The following is a 21,828-nucleotide window of genomic DNA, read 5'->3' as shown; positions in this document are numbered from 1 at the left end:
GGCACACTCCTTGCTGACTGGGTTGAATCGGGTCCGGTTCGAGGTCAATCCCGGCTGCCCCGGCCGGTACGACGGCCGGTCCAGATCATATCGACTGCGACGCGCCGCGCCGCAGTGAGTCGTACGTCAACGAACCCGACATTGCCGCCCCGAAAGTCAGATCGTACTATAGTAGTACGACAAAGTTGTACCATTCTAAGTCGGGGGTCGGCCATGTCCATGAGCGCAAGCGAAGCCCGCAAACAGCTGTTCCCGCTGCTGGAGCAGGTCAACACTGACCACCAGCCGGTGCGCATCACGTCGCGCGGAGGGGATGCCGTGCTGATGTCCGCCGACGACTACGACTCCTGGCAGGAAACGGTCTATCTGTTGCGGTCCCCGGAGAACGCCCGGCGACTGATGGAGGCCGTCGCCCGCGACCGGCAGGGACAGGCCACATCGACCACGTCGATTGAGACGCTGCGGGAGATGGCCGGCGGCGAGGCGTGAGGCGTATCGGATTCGATGCCGCCGGCTGGGAGGACTTCCAGTTCTGGCTCGGCTCCGATCTGAAGATGGCTCGTCGCATCGTCAGGCTGATCGCGGAGATCCAACGTGATCCCTTTAGCGGGATCGGCAAACCCGAGCCACTGAAGGGCGAATTGTCCGGCTACTGGTCACGTCGCATCGACGACCAACACCGGCTCGTGTACCGGGCCACCGATGACGAAGTCAAGATCCTCAAAGCCCGCTACCACTACTGACTGCGCCGCCTCGGTGGCGGCGAAAAGCCCCGCCCACCGGCCCCTAGAACCCGGTGTGCGGGGCTTTTCGCCTGCGGGTTTAGCTGCTGGGCGCCTTGGCCTCGGCCCCGGCGCCGCCGGCACCGCCGGCAGTTCCGTTGGTGTCGGTGGGCGTGGGCGCCTTGACGCCGGCCCCGCCGGCCACGCTGCCTGCCTTGCCGCCGGTGCCACCGGTACCGCCGGCACCACCCTTGATGGTGCCGACGCCGTCGCCACCGGCACCGCCCTTACCACCGGCACCGCCTTCTTCGGTGGTCGTGGTGCTGGTGCTGCTGCCACCGGCACCACCGGCACCTCCGGCGCCGACCTGGACGACCGCTCCGTTGGTGGGTGCGGTGCCGGCGCCGGTCAGGCTCCCGCCGTTACCGCCGTCGCCGCCGATGCCGCCCTTGCCGCTGGTGCTGTTGCCGCCCGCTCCGCCGGCGCCGCCGGTCTGGGCACGCCAGCTGCCGCCGCCGCTGTTGCCGCCGTCACCGCCGTTGCCGCCGCTACCGGTGGTTCCGGTGCCACCGGAGCCGCCGGCTCCACCGGTGCCGCCGGAGCCGAACTTGTTGCCGCCGCTGATGCCGTTCACACCGTTGCCGCCGTCACCGCCGGCACCGCCGGTCACACCGTTGCCGCCGGCGCCGCCCTTGCCGCCGCTGCCGCCGAAGCCCAGGATCTGGCCCTTGCCGGCGATGTTGCCGTTGACGTCATTCCAGCCGGACGCCGTGTTGCCTTCGCCCCCCTTGCCGCCTGCGCCGCCCACGCCGTTGGCGCTGGCGCCGCCGGCCCCGCCGGACCCGCCAGAGCCACCGGTGATGACCCCGGCCCCGCCGTTGCCTCCGTTGCCACCCAAACCGCCATCGCCACTGTCGGCGGCGTCCTTACCGCTGTTGGCCGCAGCACCGCCGGCGCCGCCATTGCCCCCGGCGCCGCCCCAGATGACGCGGGCACCGGCGTCGCTGGCGGCGGCGCCGCCGTCACCACCGTTGCCGCCCGCACCGGCATCACCCTTGACAGACGCCCCACCGGCGCCACCGGCGCCACCGGCACCGGAGACACCCAGGATGGTGCCGGAGGCGAACTTGTTGGTGAAGCCGTCCAGGCCCCAGGTGCCGTCGGACTTCCAACCCGTCGCGATGCCGCCGGCACCGCCGTCGCCACCATCGCCGCCGTTGCCGGTGCCGGTGGCCGCGCCGCCCTTACCGCCGACGCCGCCGGTACCGCCGGCGAGGGTGCCGGATTTGCCGTCACCACCTTCGCCGCCATTGCCACCGTTGCCGCCACCGTTGCCGGCGCCGCCGTTACCACCGGCGCCGCCGTTGCCGCCCTTGTTCGCGACGCTGAGGTCGGTTTCGGCCGGCTTGTACGCATCTCCGCCGTTGCCGCCGTCGCCGCCGCTGCCGGAGACGCTGCCACCGGCGCCACCGTTACCGCCGGCGCCGCCATTACCGCCGGTCACCGGGTTCGGGTCAGGGAGTGGTGTCGTGCCATCGACGCCCCAGGGCGCTTTCGGGTCGCCGTTACCGGCGTAGTAGCCGCCACCATTGCCGCCGGTGCCGCCGTCGCCGTGGGTGCCGCCGGAACCTCCGTCGCCGCCGGCGCCGCCGTTCGGGTGCAGGACCCCGTCGCTGTTCGCGCCGTTACCACCGTTGCCGCCCGTGGCGACATCAGTGGAAACTCCGGATCCGTCCGCGCCCTTGCCGCCGGCCACACCACCGCTGCCGCCGGTTCCGGCAACGCCCACGGCGCCACCCTTGCCGACGGCACCCGCGTCACCGGCGTTACCGCCCTTACCGCCCGAGCCGAAGCCGTATTGGCCCTTGAACTCCCAGTTGCCTGCAGCGCCGTTGCCGCCGTTACCACCGGCTCCGCCGGCACCGCCGGTGCCGCCGTCACCGCCATTGCCGTTGACGCCCACAGTGCCGCTTACCGAGGCGCCGCCGTTACCGCCAGCACCACCGGCGCCGCCGTCGAAGCCCGCGCCACCCTTGCCGCCGTTACCGCCGGCACCGCTGTTGGCGGTGATGTCACCGTCAATACCGTCCGTGCCTTGCTTGCCCGCGGCGCCGTTGCCACCATCGCCGCCGAGACCACCGTTGCCGCCGTTACCCGACACCGAGGCACCGCCGTTGCCGCCTACGCCGCCCTTGCCGCCGACGCCGAAGGTGCTGTCGGCGCCGTCGCCGCCGTAGCCACCGTTACCGCCGTTTCCGGTGGTCGCAGCGCCGCCATTACCACCCGCGCCACCGTTGCCGCCGTCGTGGCCGTCGGCGCCGTTACCGCCGTTACCGCCGTTGAGGTGGCTGCCGTCGGCTGCGGCGCCATTACCGCCCGATCCACCGTTGCTGGCCTGGGTCGGCTGCAGGTTGCCGTCGAGACCTTCTTCACCCTTGTAGTCACCCGTGCCGCCACCGAGACCGCCGTTACCGGCCAAGCCGACGCCGCCGGCCTGGCCGCCGTCGCCACCGGCCCCATCGAGGCCACCGGAGCCGTTGGCACCCCAGACGCCCGCCGCGCCGGTGCCGCCGTCGCCGCCCGCACCAACGGCGCCGCCGTTGCCGCCCCGGCCGCCGATTCCGTCCGTGCCGGCCTTGCCAACCTCGTTGTCCGCGTGGAGCGCGCCGCCCTTACCGCCCGCGCCGCCTACGCCGCCGTCAAAGCCATTGCCGCCCTTGCCGCCGCTACCGCCGACGCCGTTGTTGACGCCGGAGACCCCGGCCGATCCGGCACCGCCCTTGATGCCGTCGTGTCCGGCACCGCCGACACCACCCACGCCGCCGGCACCACCATTGCCCGCTTCGGAGCCACTGATTCCGCCGGCGCCGCCGAGACCACCCGCGCCGCCTGTGGCGCCCGCGTAGGTACCGCTGAGCCCACCGGCACCGCCGATACCGCCGGCACCACCGTTGCCGGTCTCGTCGCCGTCACCACCGATGCCGCCGTCACCGCCCTTGCCGGCACTGTGGGTGGCATCACCGGCACCGCCGGCACCGCCCGTGCCGCCGGCACCGCCGTTACCGTTCTCAACGCCGGCGCCACCGTTGCCACCGTTGCCACCATTACCCGCGGCATTGCCGCCCACGGCGTCCATGCCGGCGCCGCCGATACCACCCTTGCCGCCGGCACCGTAGATGGTGCTGTCTGCACCGTCGGCGCCCTTGATGCCCAGCGTCCCGCCGAGGCCGCCGGTACCGCCCTCGCCGCCAAGACCGCCGGCGCCGCCGGTGCCCCCGGTGCCGCCGTTGACGTTGTCCTCGTCACCGGCCGCACCGGCACCGCCCTCGCCGCCGATACCACCGGCGCCGCCCTTGCCGCCGACACCGCCGGTGCCGAACAGGGAGTCGGCGGCCGAGCCGCCGTTCCCGCCCTTGCCACCGCTCATACCGTCGCCGCCAGTGCCACCGTTGCCCAGGCCACCGTCCAACCAGGTACCGGTGAGCCCCACTGTGCCGGCCAGGCCCGCGCCGCCGTCACCGCCCGCGCCGCCGACGCCGAACAGCCAGCCCAGGCCGGCACCACCGTCACCGCCGTCGCCGCCCAGCCCGCCGGCACCACCGGCGCCACCGAAGCCCATGATCAGGCCGCCGGCACCACCGTCGCCGCCGTCCGCACCGAGTCCACCCGCGCCACCGTCGCCACCGTCGCCGAACCAGCCGGCGGCACCACCCACACCGCCGTTGATACCGTCGGCGCCGTCGAAGCCATCGCCGCCGCTACCGAACCAGAGACCGCCGGCACCGCCGTTGATGCTCTCGGCCGTGCCGTCGGCGCCGTTGCCGATGAACATCTGGCCGGCCGGCGCCCAGGCGTTAACCGCGTCGATGATCCAGGCGTTGGACGAATTGTCGATCCACGAATCCATGGCCGTCAGGAAGGGCTGGTAGATCAGTGAGTTGAACACCAGCGTCCAGTCGAACGAGGTGGTGTCGGCGGCGATGCCCGGGTCTGCCGACCAGCCGCTGAACCACGAGCTGATGTCCCAGGCATTGGTGTCCCAGCCGGTGGACGTGTCTGTGATCGGGGTGAACAGGTCATTGACCCAGTCGAAGTCCCAGTCAGCGCGCGCCTGAGGGGCTTCTGCCAGCGGGGCCATGCCGAACGTCAGGAACGCCGCCACCGTGCCGCCCGCGCCCACCAGCCGATTCGTCTTACGGCGGTTGTTCCGACGCTGCTGCCCACCTGACATGATTCCCCGCTTCTGCGTTAAGGCGACCTGTGCAAACCGGTCAAATAGTTACCTTGCTCACCGCAGGGTATTCCAAGGAACGGGGTTCATCCACTCGTAGGAACCCAGCTGACCGGGTCACACGGTGGTTAACGGCACGTAATCAATCACTGGCCGGGGGGCTCTGGCGAACTGCCTTGAGGCGATACATCATCAGATCCGCCGGGACGCCGCTGGTCTTGGCCGCGAGCACCTGGCGGCGCGCCCGCTTGGCAACCACTCCCAGCTCCGTCAGCGCGGCCGGATCGATGCGTTCCAAGGTCGGCCCGGACACCACGATCCCGCCCTTGATGGCGCGCTCCATGACACGGGCGGCGATATTGACGTCAACACCGAGCCAGTCGTCGCCCAGCCGCTGTGGCCTACCGGTGTGAATTCCGGCCCGCATCCGGGGAGTGTGCCCGTTGACCTCGACCTCCGCGATGGCCTCCTGTGCCTGCAGGACCGCGGCCACGGCCACCAAGGGGTCGCGAAACACCGCCATCAGGCCGTCGCCCATCCGCTTGACTATTCGCCCGCCGGCGTCCAGCAGCGGAGGCTCGATGGCCCGCGAGACCCGCCGCAGCAGGGTGAGGGTGGCGTCGTCGCCGGACTGCAGCGACCACGTCGAGAAGCCGACCAGGTCGGTGAAGACCAGCGTCGCCTCGGCATTGCCGGGCACGCGCGACACCCGCTGGGTCAGCGCCTGCCAGACCTGCAGGGCACCCAGGCTCACTTCACGCGAGGCCGCCGAGCGATCCCCCATCAGCCGGTCTGCGGCCCGCGCCGCGGTCTGGGGTCCGCCCTCGCCCGCCGTCGACAGTGGGTCGCCGAACTCCGGATCGCCGGGCAACACGCGGCGCACCCGCCGGACCATGTCGACGATCCGGACGTCGTTGGTGGTCCGGTTCAGCCAGGCCGCGGCCTCGTCCAAGGAGAAGGGCGCGCGGCGAGTGGGGCTGGCCTGGTCGGGCATCTCCGCCGCCTCCCCGAGCCCTGCAGCCTGCCGGGGGGCCGGCTCGAGGTCCATGCAGCTCAGCGTAATTGGCTCTGCGGGACACCGGCAACGACACAGACAGTGGCGCACGCCACGATCAGTGTTTCGGGTGCGACGCGCCACAGCAGATGTAGACAACGACCGTTGTCACAATTATCGTAGTTTCAGGTTCCCAGACAGGAGACGTGATGACTGTTACGCCCACCGCGTCCGTTGAGCAGGCTTCTCAGTCGGCCGAGGAAAGCGCCCAAAGCGCCGCACCAGCTGCCCCTAAGCCGGCCCCGGCCGTGGAGCCGTTGAACTCCGAATCGCTGACCTGGAAGTACTTCGGCGACCTGCGCACCGGCATCATGGGCGTCTGGATCGGCGCCATCGAGAACATGTACCCCGGCCTGGGTGCCGGCGTCACCGAGCACTCCAGCATCTTGAGCGAGCCGATGCAGCGGGTGACGCGGTCGGTGTACCCGATCATGGGCGTGGTCTACGACGGCGCGCGGGCCCAGCACACCGGCTCCTCGATCCGCGACTACCACCGCGACATCAAGGGGACCGACGAGCAGGGCCGGCGCTACCACGCCCTGGACCCCGACACGTTCTACTGGGCGCACGCCACGTTCTTCATGCTGATCATCAAGCTTGCTGAGTACTTCGACGGTGGCCTGACCTTGGCCGAAAAGCGTCAGCTGTTCGACGAGCACGTCCAGTGGTACCGGATGTACGGCATGAGCATGCGCCCGGTGCCCAAGTCCTGGGAAGACTTCTGTGAGTACTGGGACCGCGTCTGCGAGGACGAGCTGGAACTGACTCCGGCCGCACTCGACATCTTGAACATCAAGATTCCCAAGCCGTGGTTCGTCCCGATGCCCGACGCGGTGTGGCACCAGATGTTCAAGCCGGCGCTGGCCGCCCAACGCTGGGTGGCGACCGGACTGTTCGAGCCGGCGGTGCGCGAGAAGGCCGGCCTGCGCTGGTCGGAGAGCGACGAGGTGCTGCTGCGGCTGCTGGGCAAAGTCAGCCACCTGGCGTTCAGCGTGGTGCCCGACGAGATCCGGCTGCACCCGCGAGCACTCGCCGGCTACCGGCGTGAGCAGGGCAAGATTCCCAGCGACACCCCGCCGATCGAGGCCCCGTGGTTCAGCGGACCACCGAAGGAACGCCGCCGCAGCGGCATGCACTACGTCCCGCCGGTCAGCCAGGGCATGAAGCTGGTGGAGCGGGCGGGTGCGCTGATGCACAGCACGTTCTCCCTGGCCGCCGGCAGTGGCCTCACCCCGCGTCCGCCGCGCCGTAAGCCCAAAGCCGCCTGAACGGCGGCTAGGCGCGGCGCTGCGCTCGCGCGCTCTGATAGAGGCAGATCGCTGCTGCTGCAGCAACATTGAGGCTCTCAGCTCCGCCCGCCATCGGGATATGCACCCGGTGATCGGCGGCGGCTGCGGCCTCGGCCGGCAAGCCCTGAGCCTCCGGTCCGAACAGCCAGGCGGTAGGTGCGCTCAGCACTGGATCGGCGTCGTCCAGACTCAGTTCGCCGTTCAGGGCCGTCGCCAGCACCTGCAGGCCCACCTCCCCCAACGCCGTGAGCACGGCGTCCGTGTCGGCAGCCACCACCACCGGAACGTTGAAGATGCTGCCGGCCGAGGACCGTAGGCATTTGCCGTTGTAGGGATCGACGCTGTTGCCGGTCAGCACTACCAGGTCAGCACCGGTGGCGTCGGCAATACGGATGAGGGTGCCGGCATTGCCGGGTTCGCCGATTCCCACGGCCACGGCCACCAAGCGCGGAGCCCCGTCGAGCGCCGCGTGCAGGTCTGCTTCGGTGTGCGTGCACACCGCGACCAGTCCGGCGGGGGTGACGGTGTCCGACAGGGCTTTAGCTGCGCGGTCGGTCACCAGATGAACCGGAGCCGGCGCTGAAGCCAATAACTCGTGATGACGTTGCGCCGCCGATTCGGTGGCGAAGACCTCAAGAACGAGACCGCGAGAGATCGCGGCCTCGATCAGATTGGGCCCCTCGGCCAGGAAGCGCTGTTCGCGCTTCCTGGCCGCGTGCCGATGCAGTTTGACCGCCGCGACCACCCGGGCCGAACGTTCGGTCAGCATCGGCTCGGTTCGGGTCAGGCAGCCTCGCCGGAAGGCGCGTTCACGTCCTCGGGCAGCGCGGCCCGGGCGACCTCGACCAGTGCGGTGAAGGCAGCAGCGTCGCTGACGGCGATCTCGGCGAGGTTCTTGCGGTCCACCTCGACACCGGCGGCCTTGAGGCCCTGGATCAACCGGTTGTAGGTGATGTCGTTGGCGCGGGCCGCCGCGTTGATCCGCGTGATCCACAGCTTGCGGAAATCACCCTTGCGGGCGCGACGGTCACGGTAGGCGTAGGTCAGTGAGTGCAGCTGCTGCTCTTTGGCCTTGCGGTACAGCCGCGACCGCTGGCCACGGTAGCCCTTGGATGCCTTAAGGACTGTACGACGCTTCTTCTGCGCGTTGACTGCGCGCTTCACGCGTGCCATGGGGTGTTCCTATTCTGGTTGGGGCGTAAGGGGATTGCAGTACTGAAAGGGTCTGGATCAGCCGTTCAGCATCGCGTTGACGCGCTTGGTGTCGCTGGCAGCCACCTCGGTGCGGCCGGCCAGACGACGCATGCGCTTGCTCGGCTTGTGCTCGAGCAGGTGGCGGGCATTGGCCTTCTGCCGGACGATCTTGCCGGTTCCGGTACGACGGAACCGCTTCGAAGCGCCGCTGTGGGTTTTCGCCTTGGGCATGTTTCCTCAGTTCTGGTGTCGGGTTGTTCAGTTCTCGGGCGGCGGCTCGGCCGCCTCCGCCGCGGGGGCGGATGCGGGGGCGGTGTGAGCGCCTCCGCCAGCGTCCTCTGCTGCCTTGGCGCGGGTCTTCGCGCCACGGTGCGGTGCCAGCACCATCGTCATGTTGCGTCCGTCTTGCTTGGCGGAGGTCTCGACGAAGCCGTACTCGGCGACGTCGGCGCCCAGCCGCTGCAGCAGGCGGTAGCCGAGTTCGGGCCGGGACTGCTCACGGCCGCGGAACATGATGGTCACCTTGACCTTGGCCCCGGCTTCGAGGAAGCGGACCACGTGGCCCTTCTTCGTCGCATAGTCGTGGTCGTCGATCTTGGGACGCAGCTTCTGTTCCTTGACGACGGTCTGCTGCTGGTTCTTGCGAGACTCGCGCTCCTTCTGAGCCGCCTCGTACTTGTACTTGCCGTAGTCCATGATCTTGCAGACCGGCGGTTTGGCGGTCGGTGCGACTTCGACAAGGTCGAGATCGGCATCTGCGGCGACGCGAAGCGCATCTTCGATGCGCACAATCCCTACCTGTTCCCCGCCCGGGCCGATCAAACGAACCTCAGGTACGCGAATGCGCTCGTTGACGCGGATCTCAGTGCTGATGGGACCTCCTTGGGTAGTCTTCGGTCGCGGCCGCCGCAGTGCTCGTCCGGACGCAGCGGCGCTGACCCACCCACCAGCAAAAAAGCCCTGCACGAAGCAGGGCCCAATACCGACCGATCACGGCTTGAACAGCATCAAGCCGCCCGCGCAACGCGCAGAGCAGGCGGTTTACACCGCCTGCGACCGGACCGCTGAGCCTGTTCGGCCCAGGGTGGGAGGGAACTCCACTTGCTGTCCTGGCGTACGCCGGGACGGTCGCGTAGCACAGTCTAGCAGCAGTTCAGCACCACTTCTTCACGCCGAACACGCCCACCGGCGATTCCTCACATATATTTCCAGGTTTTGCTGCTTATTCTCGCTGGCTATGACGTTGATTGTGCCGCCGGAGTCGCGCTCGCGCGGCCGCGCGACGACTTGGTTCCACTGGGTGCCCGCGACGGCTGCCTGGGCGGTCGGTATCGCTGCCACATTGTCCCTGCTGGCCAGCATGTCGCCGGTGATCCGCTGGGCGATCCGCGTGCCGCGGGAATTCATCGACAAATACCTGTTCAACTTCCCCGACACCAGCCTGGCCTGGGCCTTCGTCCTGGCCTTGTTGGCGGCGGCACTCAGCGCACGCAAGCGCATCGCCTGGTGGCTGTTGATCGCAAACCTGGTGGTGGCCGGCGGCTGGAATATCAGCCGGCTGGTCTCCGACACCTCCGATCGGTTCCAGGTCATCAGCGGAGTTGCCGGCCTGATGCTGCATGTGGGCGCGGTCGTCGTGCTGGTGCTGGCCCGCGGCGAGTTCTGGGCCAAGGTCCGCCGCGGTGCGCTGTTCAAGTCCGCCGCCACGCTGGCCGCGGGCTGGGCGGTGGCGATCCTGCTGTGCTGGGGACTGGTCGAGCTCTTTCCGGGCACCGTGACACCCCCATTGCGGCTGCCCTACGTGGTGAACCGGGTGGTGGGCTTCGGACTGCTGGAACCGGATTTCTTCCCCGGCAAGCCGGAACTCGGACTGCGCGCCCTGTGCGGGCTACTCGGGGCTGTGGCGTTGGTAGTCGCGGCCATCGTGCTGTTCCTGTCACAGCGCTCCGACAACGCGCTGACCGGCCAGGACGAGTCCGCGATCCGCGGGCTGTTGGAGCAATACGGCCAGAACGACTCGCTGGGCTACTTCGCCACCCGGCGCGACAAGTCGGTGGTGTTCGCCCCCAACGGCCGCGCCGCCATCACCTACCGGGTCGAAGTGGGCGTCTGCCTGGCCAGCGGCGACCCGGTGGGCGACCCGCGGGCCTGGCCGCAGGCCATCCACAGCTGGCTGCGCGTCTGCAAGGACTACGGGTGGGCGCCCGGGGTGATGGGTGCCAGCTTCACCGGTGCGCAAGCCTTCCGGGATGCCGGCCTGAGCGCCCTGGAGCTGGGTGACGAGGCGATCCTGCGGCCCTCGGAGTTCAAACTGTCCGGCCCGGACATGCGCGGTGTACGCCAGGCCGTGACCCGTGCCCGCCGGTCGGGACTGACGGTGCGGATGCGTCGGCACAGCGATATCGGCCCCGACGAGATGGCCCGGGTCATCGAACGCGCCGACGCCTGGCGCGACACCGAATCCGAGCGAGGGTTCTCCATGGCACTGGGCCGCCTGGGCGACCCGGCCGACGCCGACTGCCTGCTGGTGGAAGCGGTGCGCGGCGACCAGGCCACCGGGGAGGTCGTGGCGATGCTGTCGCTGGTGCCCTGGGGACACAGCGGGGTTTCCCTGGACCTGATGCGACGCTCACCGCAATCCCCTAACGGGACGATCGAACTGATGGTCAGCGAACTGACACTGCAGGCCGCCACGATCGGCGTCAACCGCATCTCGCTGAACTTCGCGATGTTCCGGGCCGCCTTCGAGCAGGGCGCGCAATTGGGCGCCGGTCCGGTGCTGCGACTGTGGCGCCGGCTGTTGATGTTCTTCTCGCGCTGGTGGCAGCTGGAGACGCTGTACCGATCGAACATGAAGTATCGGCCGCAGTGGGTGCCCCGCTACGCCTGCTATGAGGACGCCCGGATGATCCCGCGCGTCGGGGTCGCCTCGGTGATCGCCGAAGGCTTTCTGGTGCTGCCATTCTCACGGCGCACCGAGCAGCACACCGGACACCACCCGTCCGTGCCGGAGACCGTGGCCGCCACCGGCCGGCTGCATGACGATGGAACCGCGCCCGACGGTATCGACGCCAGTGCCGTCGATAGATTCACCGAAAACGGCGAAGCGCTCCCCCGGCTGCCCGAGCAGGTCCGAGTCCGGATGGCCAAGCTGAAATCGTTGCAAGACAACGACGTCGACGCCTACCCGGTGGGAGACCCGCCCAGCCACACCGTTGCCCAGGCGTTGGCAGGCGGCACCGGGGAATCGGTCTCGGTGGCCGGGCGAGTGCTGCGGATGCGCGACTACGGCGGAGTGTTATTCGCCCAGCTGCGTGACTGGTCGGGTGAGGTGCAGTTGCTGCTCGACAATTCGGTGCTCGCGCAGGCCGGCGGGACCGCACGCGCCGCGGACTTCAATGCCGGCGTCGACCTCGGCGACCTGGTCGAAGCGACCGGCCGGATGGGACAGAGCCGCAACGGAACCCCGTCACTGCTGGTGACGCACTGGCGGTTGATCGGCAAATGCCTGCGGCCGCTGCCCGACAAGTGGAAGGGGCTGACCGACCCCGAGGCCCGGCTGCGCACCCGCTACGTGGACCTGGCGATCAACACCGAGTCCCGCGAGCTAATCGCCGCCCGCAGCAATGTGCTGCGCTCCATCCGGGACACCCTGTTCGCCAAGGGATTCCTGGAGGTCGAGACCCCGATCTTGCAACAACTGCACGGCGGGGCCAACGCACGCCCGTTCGTGACCCACATCAACGCCTACGACCTCGACCTGTATCTGCGGATCGCCCCCGAGCTATACCTCAAACGCCTGTGCGTGGGCGGGGTGGAGCGGGTCTTCGAGCTGGGCCGCGCATTCCGCAACGAGGGCGTCGACTACAGCCACAACCCGGAGTTCACGCTGCTGGAGGCCTACCAGGCCCACGGCGACTACCTCGCCTGGATCGACGGGGCACGCGAGCTGATCCAGAACGCCGCGATCGCCGCCAACGGGGCACCGGTGGTGATGCGCCCGGGCTCCGGCGAGCAGCTGGAGGCGGTCGACATCTCCGGGCAGTGGCCGGTGCGCACCGTGCACGACGCGGTGTCCGACGCGCTCGGCGAGCGCATCGACGCCGGCACCGATCTGGCCACCCTGCGCCGGCTGTGCGATAGCGCCGGCGTGCACTACCTGCGGCAGTGGGATGCCGGCGCGGTGGTGCTCGAACTCTACGAACACCTGGTCGAGGCCCGCACCGAGCAGCCCACGTTCTACACCGACTTCCCCACCTCGGTGTCGCCGCTGACCCGGCCGCACCGCAGCAAACCGGGGGTGGCCGAACGGTGGGACCTGGTGGCGTGGGGTGTGGAGTTGGGCACCGCCTACAGCGAGCTCACCGACCCGGTGGAACAGCGGCGGCGACTGCTCCAGCAGTCGCTGCTGGCCGCCGGCGGCGACCCCGAGGCCATGGAACTCGATGAGGACTTCCTCCAGGCCATGGAGTACGCCATGCCGCCGACCGGCGGGCTGGGCATGGGCGTCGACCGCATCGTCATGCTCATCACCGGCCACAGCATCCGCGACACCCTGCCGTTCCCGCTGGCCAAGCCCCGCTGAGCGGTTGCGGTCCATCATGGAGGGGTGATACTGGCGAGTGGCGAACACACCTCGCTGATGCATGGCTGGATTCCGGTCACGGTGCAGGCGGCGGCGGTGTTGTCGCTGGTGCTGGCCGTGGATTGGCGGTCGCGCCGCTGGCTGTGGCGACTGCCGCTGATCGGCGCTCTGGGGCTGGCGGCGGCGGGGTGCGCGTATTGGCTCGTCACCGATGACGGCTTGTCCGGTCAGCCGCCGCCCCTAATGCTGTGGCTGTGGATCGCGCTGACCGGCGCCGCCGCGGCGCTGCTGGTCTTGGGCTGGCGCGGTGCGGCCTGGTGGCGCCGCGGCATCGTCCTGCTGGCGGTGCCGCTGTGTCTGCTCAGTACCGGTTTGACCCTCAATTCCTGGGTCGGCTACTTCCCGACCGTGCAGAGCGCTTGGGGCCAACTGACGTCCGGCCCGCTGCCCGACCAGAGCGACCTGGCCGCGGTGAACGCGATCGCCGGCTCGGGCACGGTGCCCGGGCGCGGCCACGTGCTGCGGGTAGCGATTCCCGCCGACTCTTCGCATTTCAAGCATCGCGGCGAACTGGTGTACCTGCCCCCGGCGTGGTTCGCCCAGGATCCGCCGCCGCCGCTGCCGGCCGTGATGATGATCGGCGGCGAGTTCAACACGCCCGCTGACTGGCTGCGCTCCGGGGGCGCGATCAAGGCCGTCGACGACTTCGCGGCCGCGCACCACGGCAACGCCCCAGTGCTGGTGTTCGTCGACTCGGGTGGCTCCTTCAACAACGACACCGAATGCGTCAACGGCCCGCGCGGAAATGCCGCCGACCATCTGACCGAAGACGTGGTGCCCTACCTGATCTCGCATTTCGGGGTCAGTGCCGAACCGTCGCGCTGGGGTGTGGTCGGCTGGTCCATGGGCGGCACCTGCGCGGTCGACCTGACCACGATGCACCCCGACAAGTTCAGCGCGTTTGTCGACATCGCCGGCGACCTGAGCCCCAATGCGGGAACCCGCTCCCAGACCATCAACCGGCTGTTCGGCGGTAGCGTCGATGCCTGGGCGGCATTCGACCCGTCGACGGTGATCGCCAGGCACGGCCGGTATTCCGGGGTTTCGGGGTGGTTCGCGGTCGATGACAGCACTGCCAAGTCCGATACCGGCGGTCAGCTGGCCGCCGCGACGTCGCTGTGCGCGCTGGGCCAGACCAACGGTATCGACTGCGCAGTGATCTCCGAGCCAGGCCAACACGACTGGCCCTTCGCCGGGAGGGTGTTCACCCATGCACTGCCGTGGCTGGCCGCCCGGCTGAGCACTCCGGGGGTGAAGCCGGTTCCGTTTCCGGATACATCGTCGGGCGCGACCGGCCGGCACGCCCACCCCTAGTGCGTCAGCGCGTAGCGTGTCGATCATGGGTGACGACCCGAGCGACCCGCAGCCCGACACCGGATACGACGACACCGGCGTGCCGACGTTCGATGCGGTGCGCGAGAAGATCGAACGGCGATACGAGACCTCGATCGGCGCCCAGGAGCTGGACTCCGAGACACCGGAGGGCCGCACCGTCGAGAAGCAGTACGAGGACCGCCAGCGCGCGGCCGCCGAACGGCTCGAACAGATCCGCAAGTCGATGCGCGAGGATGAGCACTGACCGGTGCGGACCTTTAACGTCGCCGAACGGCGGAACCGTTTGGCGCGCCGCCACTTTCTGGCCTGCGACACCGCCGCTGAGTCGATAACCACGATCGCGTCGGCACTGGTCGGACTGCACTCCAGCGATCCCGCCACCCCGTATCTGTCGTTATGGGCACGCCGGCCGGGCTTCAGCGTCGCCGACTTGAACGATGCCCTGTACGAAACGCGTTCTCTGGTCAAGCATCTGGCGATGCGCCGCACGGTGTGGGTGGTCGACGTCGCCGATCTGCCGGCGGTGCAGGCCGCCGCCAGCGAGCGGGTGGCCGGCGCCGAACAGCGCCGCCTGATCGCCGATGTGGCCAAGGCGGGCGTGGCCGATGACGGTCACGAATGGCTCACTCGGGCCTCGGCAGCGGTGCTGGCGCACCTCGATGAACACGGACCGACCAGCAGCAGTGCGCTGCGGGCGGCCCTGCCCGCCTTGGCCGGAACCTACGATCCCGCACCCGGCAAGCCCTACGGCGGCCCAACCCATCTGGCGCCGCGGGCGCTGATCGTGTTGGGGGCCCAAGGCCACATCCTGCGGGGTCCCAACGAGGGCGGCTGGACTTCGTCGCGACCCAAGTGGGCTACCGCCTCCAGCTGGCTCGGTGAAGTCGGTACCCCGATGACCGCTGAGCCGGCGCAGGCCGCGCTGATCCGCACCTGGCTGCACACGTTCGGCCCGGCCACCGGGGAGGACATCAGGTGGTGGTTCGGCAGCACCAAGACCGCGGTCCGCAAGGCACTGAGCGAGATCGGGGCCGTCGACGTCGACCTGCACGGCACGCCCGGGTATGTGTTGCCCGACGACCTGGAGCCCGAACCGGAGTGCGAGCCCTGGGGCGCCCTGCTGCCCGGTCTGGACGTCACCACCATGGGTTGGTACCAGCGCGACTGGTATCTCGGTGAGCATCGCGGCCAGGTCTTCGACAACTATGGCAATGCCGGCCCCACCGCCTGGTGGGAGGGCCGGATTGTCGGCGGCTGGTATCAGAATGCGGCTGCCGAGGTGCAGCTGCAGCTGCTCGAAGACCCGGGCCAGGACGCACGCTCGGTGTTGGAGAAGCGGGCGCGGGAACTCACGGAATGGCTGGACGGGGTGCGGGTGCCGCCTCGGTTCCCGTCACCGCTCGTCAAGGCAAGTAACGCTGGTCGCTAGCTAGGCGCTGGCCTTACGCCGCCGCTTGGCAGCCTTCACGGGCTTGGCCGGTGCGCCCAGGATTTCGGCGAGGAACTTGCCGGTGTAGCTCTCCGGAACGGCCATGACGTCCTCCGGCGTACCGGTGGCCACCACCGTGCCGCCGCCTGCGCCGCCCTCGGGGCCCATGTCGATGATCCAGTCCGCGGTCTTGATGACGTCGAGATTGTGCTCGATGACGATCACCGTGTTGCCCTTGTCGACCAGGCCGTTGATGACCACCAACAGCTTGGCGATGTCCTCGAAATGTAGGCCGGTGGTGGGCTCATCGAGGATGTAGACCGTGCGGCCGGTGGATCGCTTCTGCAGTTCGGAGGCCAGTTTCACGCGCTGAGCCTCACCGCCGGACAGCGTCGGCGCCGGCTGGCCCAGCCGGACATACCCGAGCCCGACCTCGACCAAGGTGCGCAGGTAGCGGTGGATGCTGGTGATCGGCTCGAAGAACTCCGCTGCCGTCTCGATCGGCATGTCGAGTACCTCGGCGATGGTCTTGCCTTTGTAGTGCACCTCCAGGGTTTCCCGGTTGTAGCGGGCGCCGTGGCAGACCTCGCAGGGCACGTAGACGTCCGGCAGGAAGTTCATCTCGATCTTGATGGTGCCGTCGCCGGTACAGGCCTCGCAGCGACCGCCCTTGACGTTGAACGAGAAGCGGCCGGGCTGATAGCCCCGGACCTTGGCCTCGGTGGTGGCGGCGAACAGGGTGCGGATCTTGTCGAACACCCCGGTGTAGGTGGCCGGGTTGGACCGTGGCGTGCGCCCGATCGGCGACTGGTCGACGCGCACCAGCTTGTCCAGGTGATCCAGCCCGGTGATTCGCGTGTGGCGGCCGGGTACCAGCCGGGCACCGTTGAGCTTGTTGGCCAGCACCGTCGCCAGAATGTCGTTGACCAGGGTGGACTTGCCCGAGCCGGAGACGCCGGTGACGGCGGTGAGCACGCCGAGCGGAAACGCCACGTCGACTCCGGACAGGTTGTGCTCGCGCGCACCGACCACACCCAGTTGACGCTTGGCATCCACCGGACGGCGCGCCTCGGGCACCGCGATACTTTTCGCGCCGGACAGGTAGGCCCCGGTGATCGAGTCGGGGTTGTTCAGCAAGTCGGTGTAGGGCCCGCTGTGCACGATCTTGCCGCCGTGCTCGCCGGCCGCCGGGCCGATGTCGACGATCCAGTCGGCGTGCGCGATGGTGTCCAGGTCGTGTTCGACGACGATCAGCGTGTTGCCCAGGTTGCGCAGCCGGACCAGCGTTTCGATCAGCCGACGGTTGTCCCGCTGATGCAGGCCGATCGATGGCTCGTCGAGCACATAGAGCACCCCGACCAGACCCGAGCCGATCTGGGTGGCCAGCCGAATGCGTTGCGCCTCACCACCGGAGAGCGTTCCGGCGGCCCGCGACAGGGTCAGATACTCCAGGCCGACGTCGAGCAGGAAGCTCAATCGGGCCTGGATCTCTTTGAGTACCTGCCCGGCGATGGCCTGCTCGCGCGGGCCCAGGGTGAGCGCGTTGAGGAAATCGGCACAGTCGGCGATCGAGAGCTCACTGACCTGCGCGATGGATTTGCTGCCGTAATCACCCGCCGCCAGCGTCACCGCCAGGATCTCCGGCTTGAGCCGGGTGCCCGCGCATTCCGGACAGGGCACGTCACGCATGAAACCGGCGTAGCGGTCCTTCATCTGCTCGGATTCGGTCTGCTCCATCTTGCGCTGCAGGAACGCCATCACACCTTCGAAATCGGTGTAATAGGAGCGGGTCCGGCCGTAGCGGTTGCGGTAGCGGACATGCACCTGCTCGTCGGAGCCCTCCAGAATGGCCTTGCGGGCCTTGGCCGGCAGTTTGCGCCAGGGGGTGTCGACGTCGAAGCCCATCGCCTCACCGAGGCTGGCCATCATCCGGGTGAAGTACTCGCTGGTGGGCCCCATCGACCACGGCACCACCGCGCCTTCGGCCAGGGTGCGCTCCGGGTCGGGCACCACCAGGTCGGCATCAACCTCTTTGCGAATGCCCAGGCCGACGCACTCCGGGCAGGCGCCGTAGGGCGAGTTGAAGGAGAACGACCGCGGCTCCAGGTCATCCACGGCAAGTGCGTGCCCGTTGGGGCAGGCCAGCTTCTCGCTGAAACGCTGCTCGCGGTGCGGATGGTCGTCTTCGCGGTCGACGAACTCCAGCACCACGATGCCGTCGGCCAGGCCCAGCGCGGTCTCCACCGAGTCGGTGAGCCGCTGTTTGGCGGATTCCTTGACGGTCAGGCGGTCGACGACCACCTCGATGTCGTGCTTCTCCTGCTTCTTGAGCTTGGGCGGATCGGTCAGAGAATGCACCACGCCGTCCACCCGGACCCGGCTGTAGCCCTGGGTGTTCAGCTTCTCGAAGAGGTCGACGAATTCGCCCTTGCGCGTACGCACCACCGGCGCCAGCACCTGAAACCGCAGGCCCTCATCCATGGCCAACACCTGGTCGACGATCTGCTGCGGGGTCTGGCGGGCGATGCGCTCACCACAGACCGGGCAGTGCGGGGTACCGGCCCGTGCGTAGAGCAGCCGCAGGTAGTCATAGACCTCGGTGATGGTGCCGACCGTCGAGCGGGGGTTGCGGTTGGTGGATTTCTGGTCGATGGACACCGCCGGCGACAGGCCTTCGATGAAGTCGACGTCGGGCTTGTCCATCTGGCCCAGGAACTGGCGGGCGTAGGCCGACAGGGACTCGACGTAGCGGCGCTGGCCCTCGGCGAAGATGGTGTCGAAGGCCAGCGAGGATTTACCCGACCCAGACAACCCGGTGAAGACGATCAGGGCGTCGCGGGGCAGGTCCAGGTCCACACCGCGCAGGTTGTGTTCACGCGCACCCTTGACGATCAGCCGGTCAGCCACGGGTCCATGCTAGGTGGCCCTACCGACACCCAGCTCACGGCCAGTACCGTGACGGATATGACGTCTGAGATCGCGGTTGCCGACAACTACACCGGACACGTCGAGCCCGGAGCCGCGGCCAGGCGCACCCTGCCCGGCGCCACGATCATCAAGGCGTCGGTGGGCCCGATGGACAACAACGTCTACCTGGTGACCTGCGCCACTACCGGCAAGACCCTGCTGATCGATGCCGCCAACGACGCCGAGCAGCTGGTGGCCCTGGTGCGTGAGCAGGCGCCGGACGTGGCGCTGATCCTCACCAGCCACCAGCACTTCGATCATTGGCAGGCGCTGACCGCGGTGGTCGAGGCCACCGGGGCGCCGACGGCGGCGCACGCGCTGGACGCCGAGCCGCTGCCGGTGAAACCAGACCGCATCCTGGCCGACGGCGACACCGTGACCGTCGGCGAACTGAGCTTCGACGTGATCCACCTACAGGGCCACACCGAGGGATCGGTGGCGCTGGCCCTGGACGGCGCGGCGACCGGCGGGGTGACTCAGCTGTTCACCGGTGACTGCCTGTTTCCCGGAGGCATCGGAAAGACTTGGCAGCCTGGAGATTTCGAGCGCCTGCTGGGCGATGTGAGCCGCAAGGTGTTCGACCGGTTCGGGGACGACACCGTCGTCTACCCCGGGCACGGCGACGACACCGTTCTGGGATCAGAGCGCCCGCACCTAGCGGAGTGGCGCGAACGGGGCTGGTGAACTAGCCCCGCCCCCGGCGGTTAGCCAGCGGTTAGCCGGTGGTGTGGACGATCAACACGTCGATCTTGGAGCGCCGCGACACGTTGGCCGGCACCGAACCGAGCAACCGCCCGGCAATGGTGCTCAGTCCGACATTGCCGACCACCAGCAGGTCGGCCTTGACCGACTCGGCCAGCTCCACCAGCGCGTCGACCGGGGCACCCACGATGGCCTTCTCCTCGACCTCGTAGGCGCCGGCCGCGATGGCCCGCTCCTTGGCCTCCTTGAGGATGGCGTAGATCGGGGCGTTGCCCGAAGCCTTGTAGCCCTCGTCCTTGAGCGCGTCGGCGGCGCGGGGGTCGTCGGCGTGCGGCAGGTAGGCGGTGGCGATGACGACCTTCGAGCCTTCACCGGACGCCAGGTGAGCCGCGCGGTCGACGGCGCGCAGCGACGAGTCCGAGCCGTCCGTACCGACCACCACGGTCTTGTAGCCGCTCATTCGTAACCCTCCCGGTGCATTGATCGCCTGTTCGCAAATTAAGCCATGGCGACCCTAACGCGTCGACGGCCCCGATGGGGGCAATTGACGTCACATGTCGTTTGCGCCGTGGTGTGCTCGGCCTCCTGAACAGCCAGGAAGCCCCGCGCGGGGGGCCTGGTGACGTAGCTGACAGCACGTGGCGAGCGGTAGCGTGGAATGTCATCACTGCCACCGCAACCAACAGCGCACGCCGGTGAGCCAGGTCCTGACCCCGGCACCGGTGAGCATCGAGGTGTCCCCGAACGCTCGCTCGTCGCGGTCACCGGATGCGGCCGTAATCGCCGTCGCGGCAACGCTGATCAGCGTTATCGGGGCGAGCCGGCCTTCGCTGTGGTTCGACGAGGCCGCCACCATCTCGGCGGCGACGCACCGTTCGCTACCGGAACTGTGGCGGTTGCTCACTCACATCGACGCGGTGCACGGCCTGTACTACCTGTTGATGCACGGCTGGTTCGCGGTGTTCCCCGCAACCGAGTTCTGGTCACGGCTGCCGAGCGCGCTGGCGGTCGGCGTTGGGGCCGCCGGTGTGGTCGTGCTGACGAGCAGATTCAGCAGCCGGCAGGTATCCCTTTGCGCCGGTGCGCTTTACGCGATCTTGCCGCGGATGACATGGGCCGGCGTCGAGGCCCGCCCGTACGCATTGGCGGCGATGGCCACCGTCTGGCTCACCGTGCTGTGGGTTGCCGCGGCCCGACGCAACACCGTCGGGTTGTGGACCGGCTACGGCGTGGCGATCGCGGTATCGACACTGCTCAACACGTTCACCGTGCTCGTGGTGGCGGTTCACGCGGTGACGCTGCGCATCGTGGGGGCCGATTCCCGGGCGAGGCGGAGGTGGGCTGTCGCGGCCGGTGGCGCGCTGGTGGCACTGGCGCCGTTCTTGTGGTTCAGCCAGGGGCAGATCCGTCAGGTCGCCTGGATTCGGCCACCGGGCCCGCAGACCGTCGTGGAGATCGTTGAGCAGCAGTACTTCGACAAGAGCGTGCCGTTCACGATCCTGGCGTGGCTCATGTTGGCCGGGGCGGTGGTGGCGGTGCGGACCGGTGCCCGCCCGGCCCCCGACTCCGACACGCGCCGGCTGGTGCTGCTGTGTGTGACGTGGATGCTCATTCCGACGTTGGCCACGGTGGCCTATTCCGCGGTGGCAAAGCCCGTCTATTACCCGCGGTATCTGATCAGCACGGCGCCGGCCATGGCGATTGCCCTGGCCATTGCCATCACCACTCTGGCCGGTTCACGACGCGCCGTGATCGCCGTCGTCGCAGTTCTGGCACTGGCAGCGTTGCCTAATTACGTTGCTAATCAGCGTGATCGGTATACCAAGGAGAAGGGCTGGGACTACAGCGCGGTGGCCGACGTGATCGTCGCGCACGCCCAGGCTGGGGACTGCCTGCTGATCGACAACACCACCCGGTGGTTGCCCGGCCCCATCCGGGCGTTGACGGCCGCGCGCCCCGAGGCATTCGCGAAGCTGACCGATCCCGGACTGGGGCCGCACCGCCAGACGCTGGGGCGGCTGTGGGACGGGCACCTGTCGGTGTCGGCGCTGGCCGACCAGTTCGATCAGTGCCCGGCGATCTGGACGATCACCGATCATGACCGCGGCCTGCCCACCCATCAGCGTGCGGTGATGTTGCCGCCGGGCAAGCGATTCGCCCGCACGCCCGACGGTCAGATGTTGCAGGCGCTGGGCTTCCACGTCGTTGAACGCTGGCAGTTCACGTTCGCCCAGGTGATCAAGTCCATCCGGTGAGCGGC

The 21,828-nt window shown here is 68.8% G+C and carries 17 protein-coding genes; 9 read left to right on the top strand and 8 right to left on the bottom strand.

What is annotated here, in order from left to right; all coding sequences use genetic code 11:
- The first annotated feature begins 213 nt into the window (after positions 1-213).
- Both G6N09_RS17125 and G6N09_RS17120 read left to right on the top strand, forming a co-directional pair.
- Positions 214-489, top strand: a complete 276-nt coding sequence (locus G6N09_RS17125) for a type II toxin-antitoxin system Phd/YefM family antitoxin (protein ID WP_083025025.1) — start codon at positions 214-216, stop codon at positions 487-489.
- Positions 486-743: a Txe/YoeB family addiction module toxin gene (locus tag G6N09_RS17120; RefSeq protein WP_083025028.1), complete on the top strand. Its 258-nt coding sequence runs from the start codon at positions 486-488 to the stop codon at positions 741-743. The genes G6N09_RS17125 and G6N09_RS17120 overlap by 4 nt, the downstream gene beginning before the upstream one ends.
- Positions 744-822: 79 nt before the next feature.
- On the opposite strand, the gene G6N09_RS20370 is transcribed toward G6N09_RS17120, so the two are convergent.
- Both G6N09_RS20370 and G6N09_RS17110 read right to left on the bottom strand, forming a co-directional pair.
- Positions 823-4,953 carry a PGRS repeat-containing protein gene (locus tag G6N09_RS20370; protein ID WP_163752843.1) on the bottom strand — a complete coding sequence of 1,377 codons (4,131 nt, stop codon included), beginning with the start codon at positions 4,951-4,953 and terminating at the stop codon, positions 823-825.
- A 142-nt stretch (positions 4,954-5,095) separates the two neighbouring features.
- Positions 5,096-6,001: an adenylate/guanylate cyclase domain-containing protein gene (locus G6N09_RS17110; protein WP_083025031.1), complete on the bottom strand. Its 906-nt coding sequence runs from the start codon at positions 5,999-6,001 to the stop codon at positions 5,096-5,098.
- Between the two features lie 155 nt (positions 6,002-6,156).
- Between G6N09_RS17110 and G6N09_RS17105 the strand changes: the two genes are divergently transcribed.
- Complete coding sequence (locus tag G6N09_RS17105) at positions 6,157-7,275, top strand: oxygenase MpaB family protein (protein ID WP_083025034.1); 1,119 nt, start codon at positions 6,157-6,159, stop codon at positions 7,273-7,275.
- A 7-nt stretch (positions 7,276-7,282) separates the two neighbouring features.
- Here G6N09_RS17105 and G6N09_RS17100 read toward each other — a convergent pair whose 3' ends face one another.
- From G6N09_RS17100 to infC, 4 genes are read right to left on the bottom strand one after another with little or no spacing between them, the layout of a single operon-like run.
- On the bottom strand, positions 7,283-8,065 hold the full coding sequence (locus G6N09_RS17100; protein ID WP_083025036.1) for a TrmH family RNA methyltransferase: 783 nt from the start codon (positions 8,063-8,065) through the stop codon (positions 7,283-7,285).
- Between the two features lie 14 nt (positions 8,066-8,079).
- The gene (gene rplT, locus G6N09_RS17095) at positions 8,080-8,469 is read right to left on the bottom strand and encodes a 50S ribosomal protein L20 (protein WP_083025038.1); all 390 of its coding nucleotides are present in this window, start codon (positions 8,467-8,469) and stop codon (positions 8,080-8,082) included.
- Positions 8,470-8,526: 57 nt separating this feature from the next.
- The gene (gene rpmI / locus G6N09_RS17090) at positions 8,527-8,721 is read right to left on the bottom strand and encodes a 50S ribosomal protein L35 (RefSeq protein ID WP_046188963.1); all 195 of its coding nucleotides are present in this window, start codon (positions 8,719-8,721) and stop codon (positions 8,527-8,529) included.
- 27 nt (positions 8,722-8,748) lie between these two features.
- Positions 8,749-9,402 carry a translation initiation factor IF-3 gene (infC, locus tag G6N09_RS17085; RefSeq protein WP_083025259.1) on the bottom strand — a complete coding sequence of 218 codons (654 nt, stop codon included), beginning with the start codon at positions 9,400-9,402 and terminating at the stop codon, positions 8,749-8,751.
- Positions 9,403-9,727: 325 nt separating this feature from the next.
- Here infC and lysX point away from each other — a divergent pair, with 325 nt between their 5' ends.
- Genes lysX through G6N09_RS17065 form a run of 4 tightly spaced genes read left to right on the top strand, consistent with a single transcriptional unit; the run spans position 9,728 to position 15,899 of the window.
- Positions 9,728-13,075, top strand: a complete 3,348-nt coding sequence (gene lysX / locus G6N09_RS17080) for a bifunctional lysylphosphatidylglycerol synthetase/lysine--tRNA ligase LysX (RefSeq protein ID WP_083025039.1) — start codon at positions 9,728-9,730, stop codon at positions 13,073-13,075.
- Between the two features lie 57 nt (positions 13,076-13,132).
- Complete coding sequence (locus G6N09_RS17075; RefSeq protein ID WP_083025262.1) at positions 13,133-14,449, top strand: alpha/beta hydrolase; 1,317 nt, start codon at positions 13,133-13,135, stop codon at positions 14,447-14,449.
- A gap of 25 nt (positions 14,450-14,474) precedes the next feature.
- Positions 14,475-14,714 carry a hypothetical protein gene (locus G6N09_RS17070; RefSeq protein ID WP_083025041.1) on the top strand — a complete coding sequence of 80 codons (240 nt, stop codon included), beginning with the start codon at positions 14,475-14,477 and terminating at the stop codon, positions 14,712-14,714.
- 3 nt (positions 14,715-14,717) lie between these two features.
- Entirely contained in the window at positions 14,718-15,899 is a 1,182-nt protein-coding gene (locus G6N09_RS17065; RefSeq protein WP_083025043.1) for a winged helix DNA-binding domain-containing protein, read from the top strand.
- Here G6N09_RS17065 and uvrA read toward each other — a convergent pair whose 3' ends face one another.
- Entirely contained in the window at positions 15,900-18,806 is a 2,907-nt protein-coding gene (gene uvrA / locus G6N09_RS17060; RefSeq protein ID WP_083025046.1) for an excinuclease ABC subunit UvrA, read from the bottom strand.
- A gap of 57 nt (positions 18,807-18,863) precedes the next feature.
- Here uvrA and G6N09_RS17055 point away from each other — a divergent pair, with 57 nt between their 5' ends.
- A complete protein-coding gene (locus G6N09_RS17055; protein ID WP_083025048.1) occupies positions 18,864-19,550 on the top strand; it encodes an MBL fold metallo-hydrolase in 687 nt (228 codons plus the stop codon).
- A 31-nt stretch (positions 19,551-19,581) separates the two neighbouring features.
- Here G6N09_RS17055 and G6N09_RS17050 read toward each other — a convergent pair whose 3' ends face one another.
- Positions 19,582-20,028: a universal stress protein gene (locus tag G6N09_RS17050; protein ID WP_083025050.1), complete on the bottom strand. Its 447-nt coding sequence runs from the start codon at positions 20,026-20,028 to the stop codon at positions 19,582-19,584.
- 235 nt (positions 20,029-20,263) lie between these two features.
- Between G6N09_RS17050 and G6N09_RS17045 the strand changes: the two genes are divergently transcribed.
- Complete coding sequence (locus tag G6N09_RS17045; RefSeq protein ID WP_083025053.1) at positions 20,264-21,823, top strand: glycosyltransferase family 39 protein; 1,560 nt, start codon at positions 20,264-20,266, stop codon at positions 21,821-21,823.
- Positions 21,824-21,828: the final 5 nt, after the last annotated feature.

Source organism: Mycolicibacter minnesotensis, from assembly GCF_010731755.1.
GTDB lineage: Bacteria > Actinomycetota > Actinomycetes > Mycobacteriales > Mycobacteriaceae > Mycobacterium > Mycobacterium minnesotense.
Note: the sequence above shows the minus strand (reverse complement) of the source record. Positions and strands in the feature narration are given on the sequence as shown.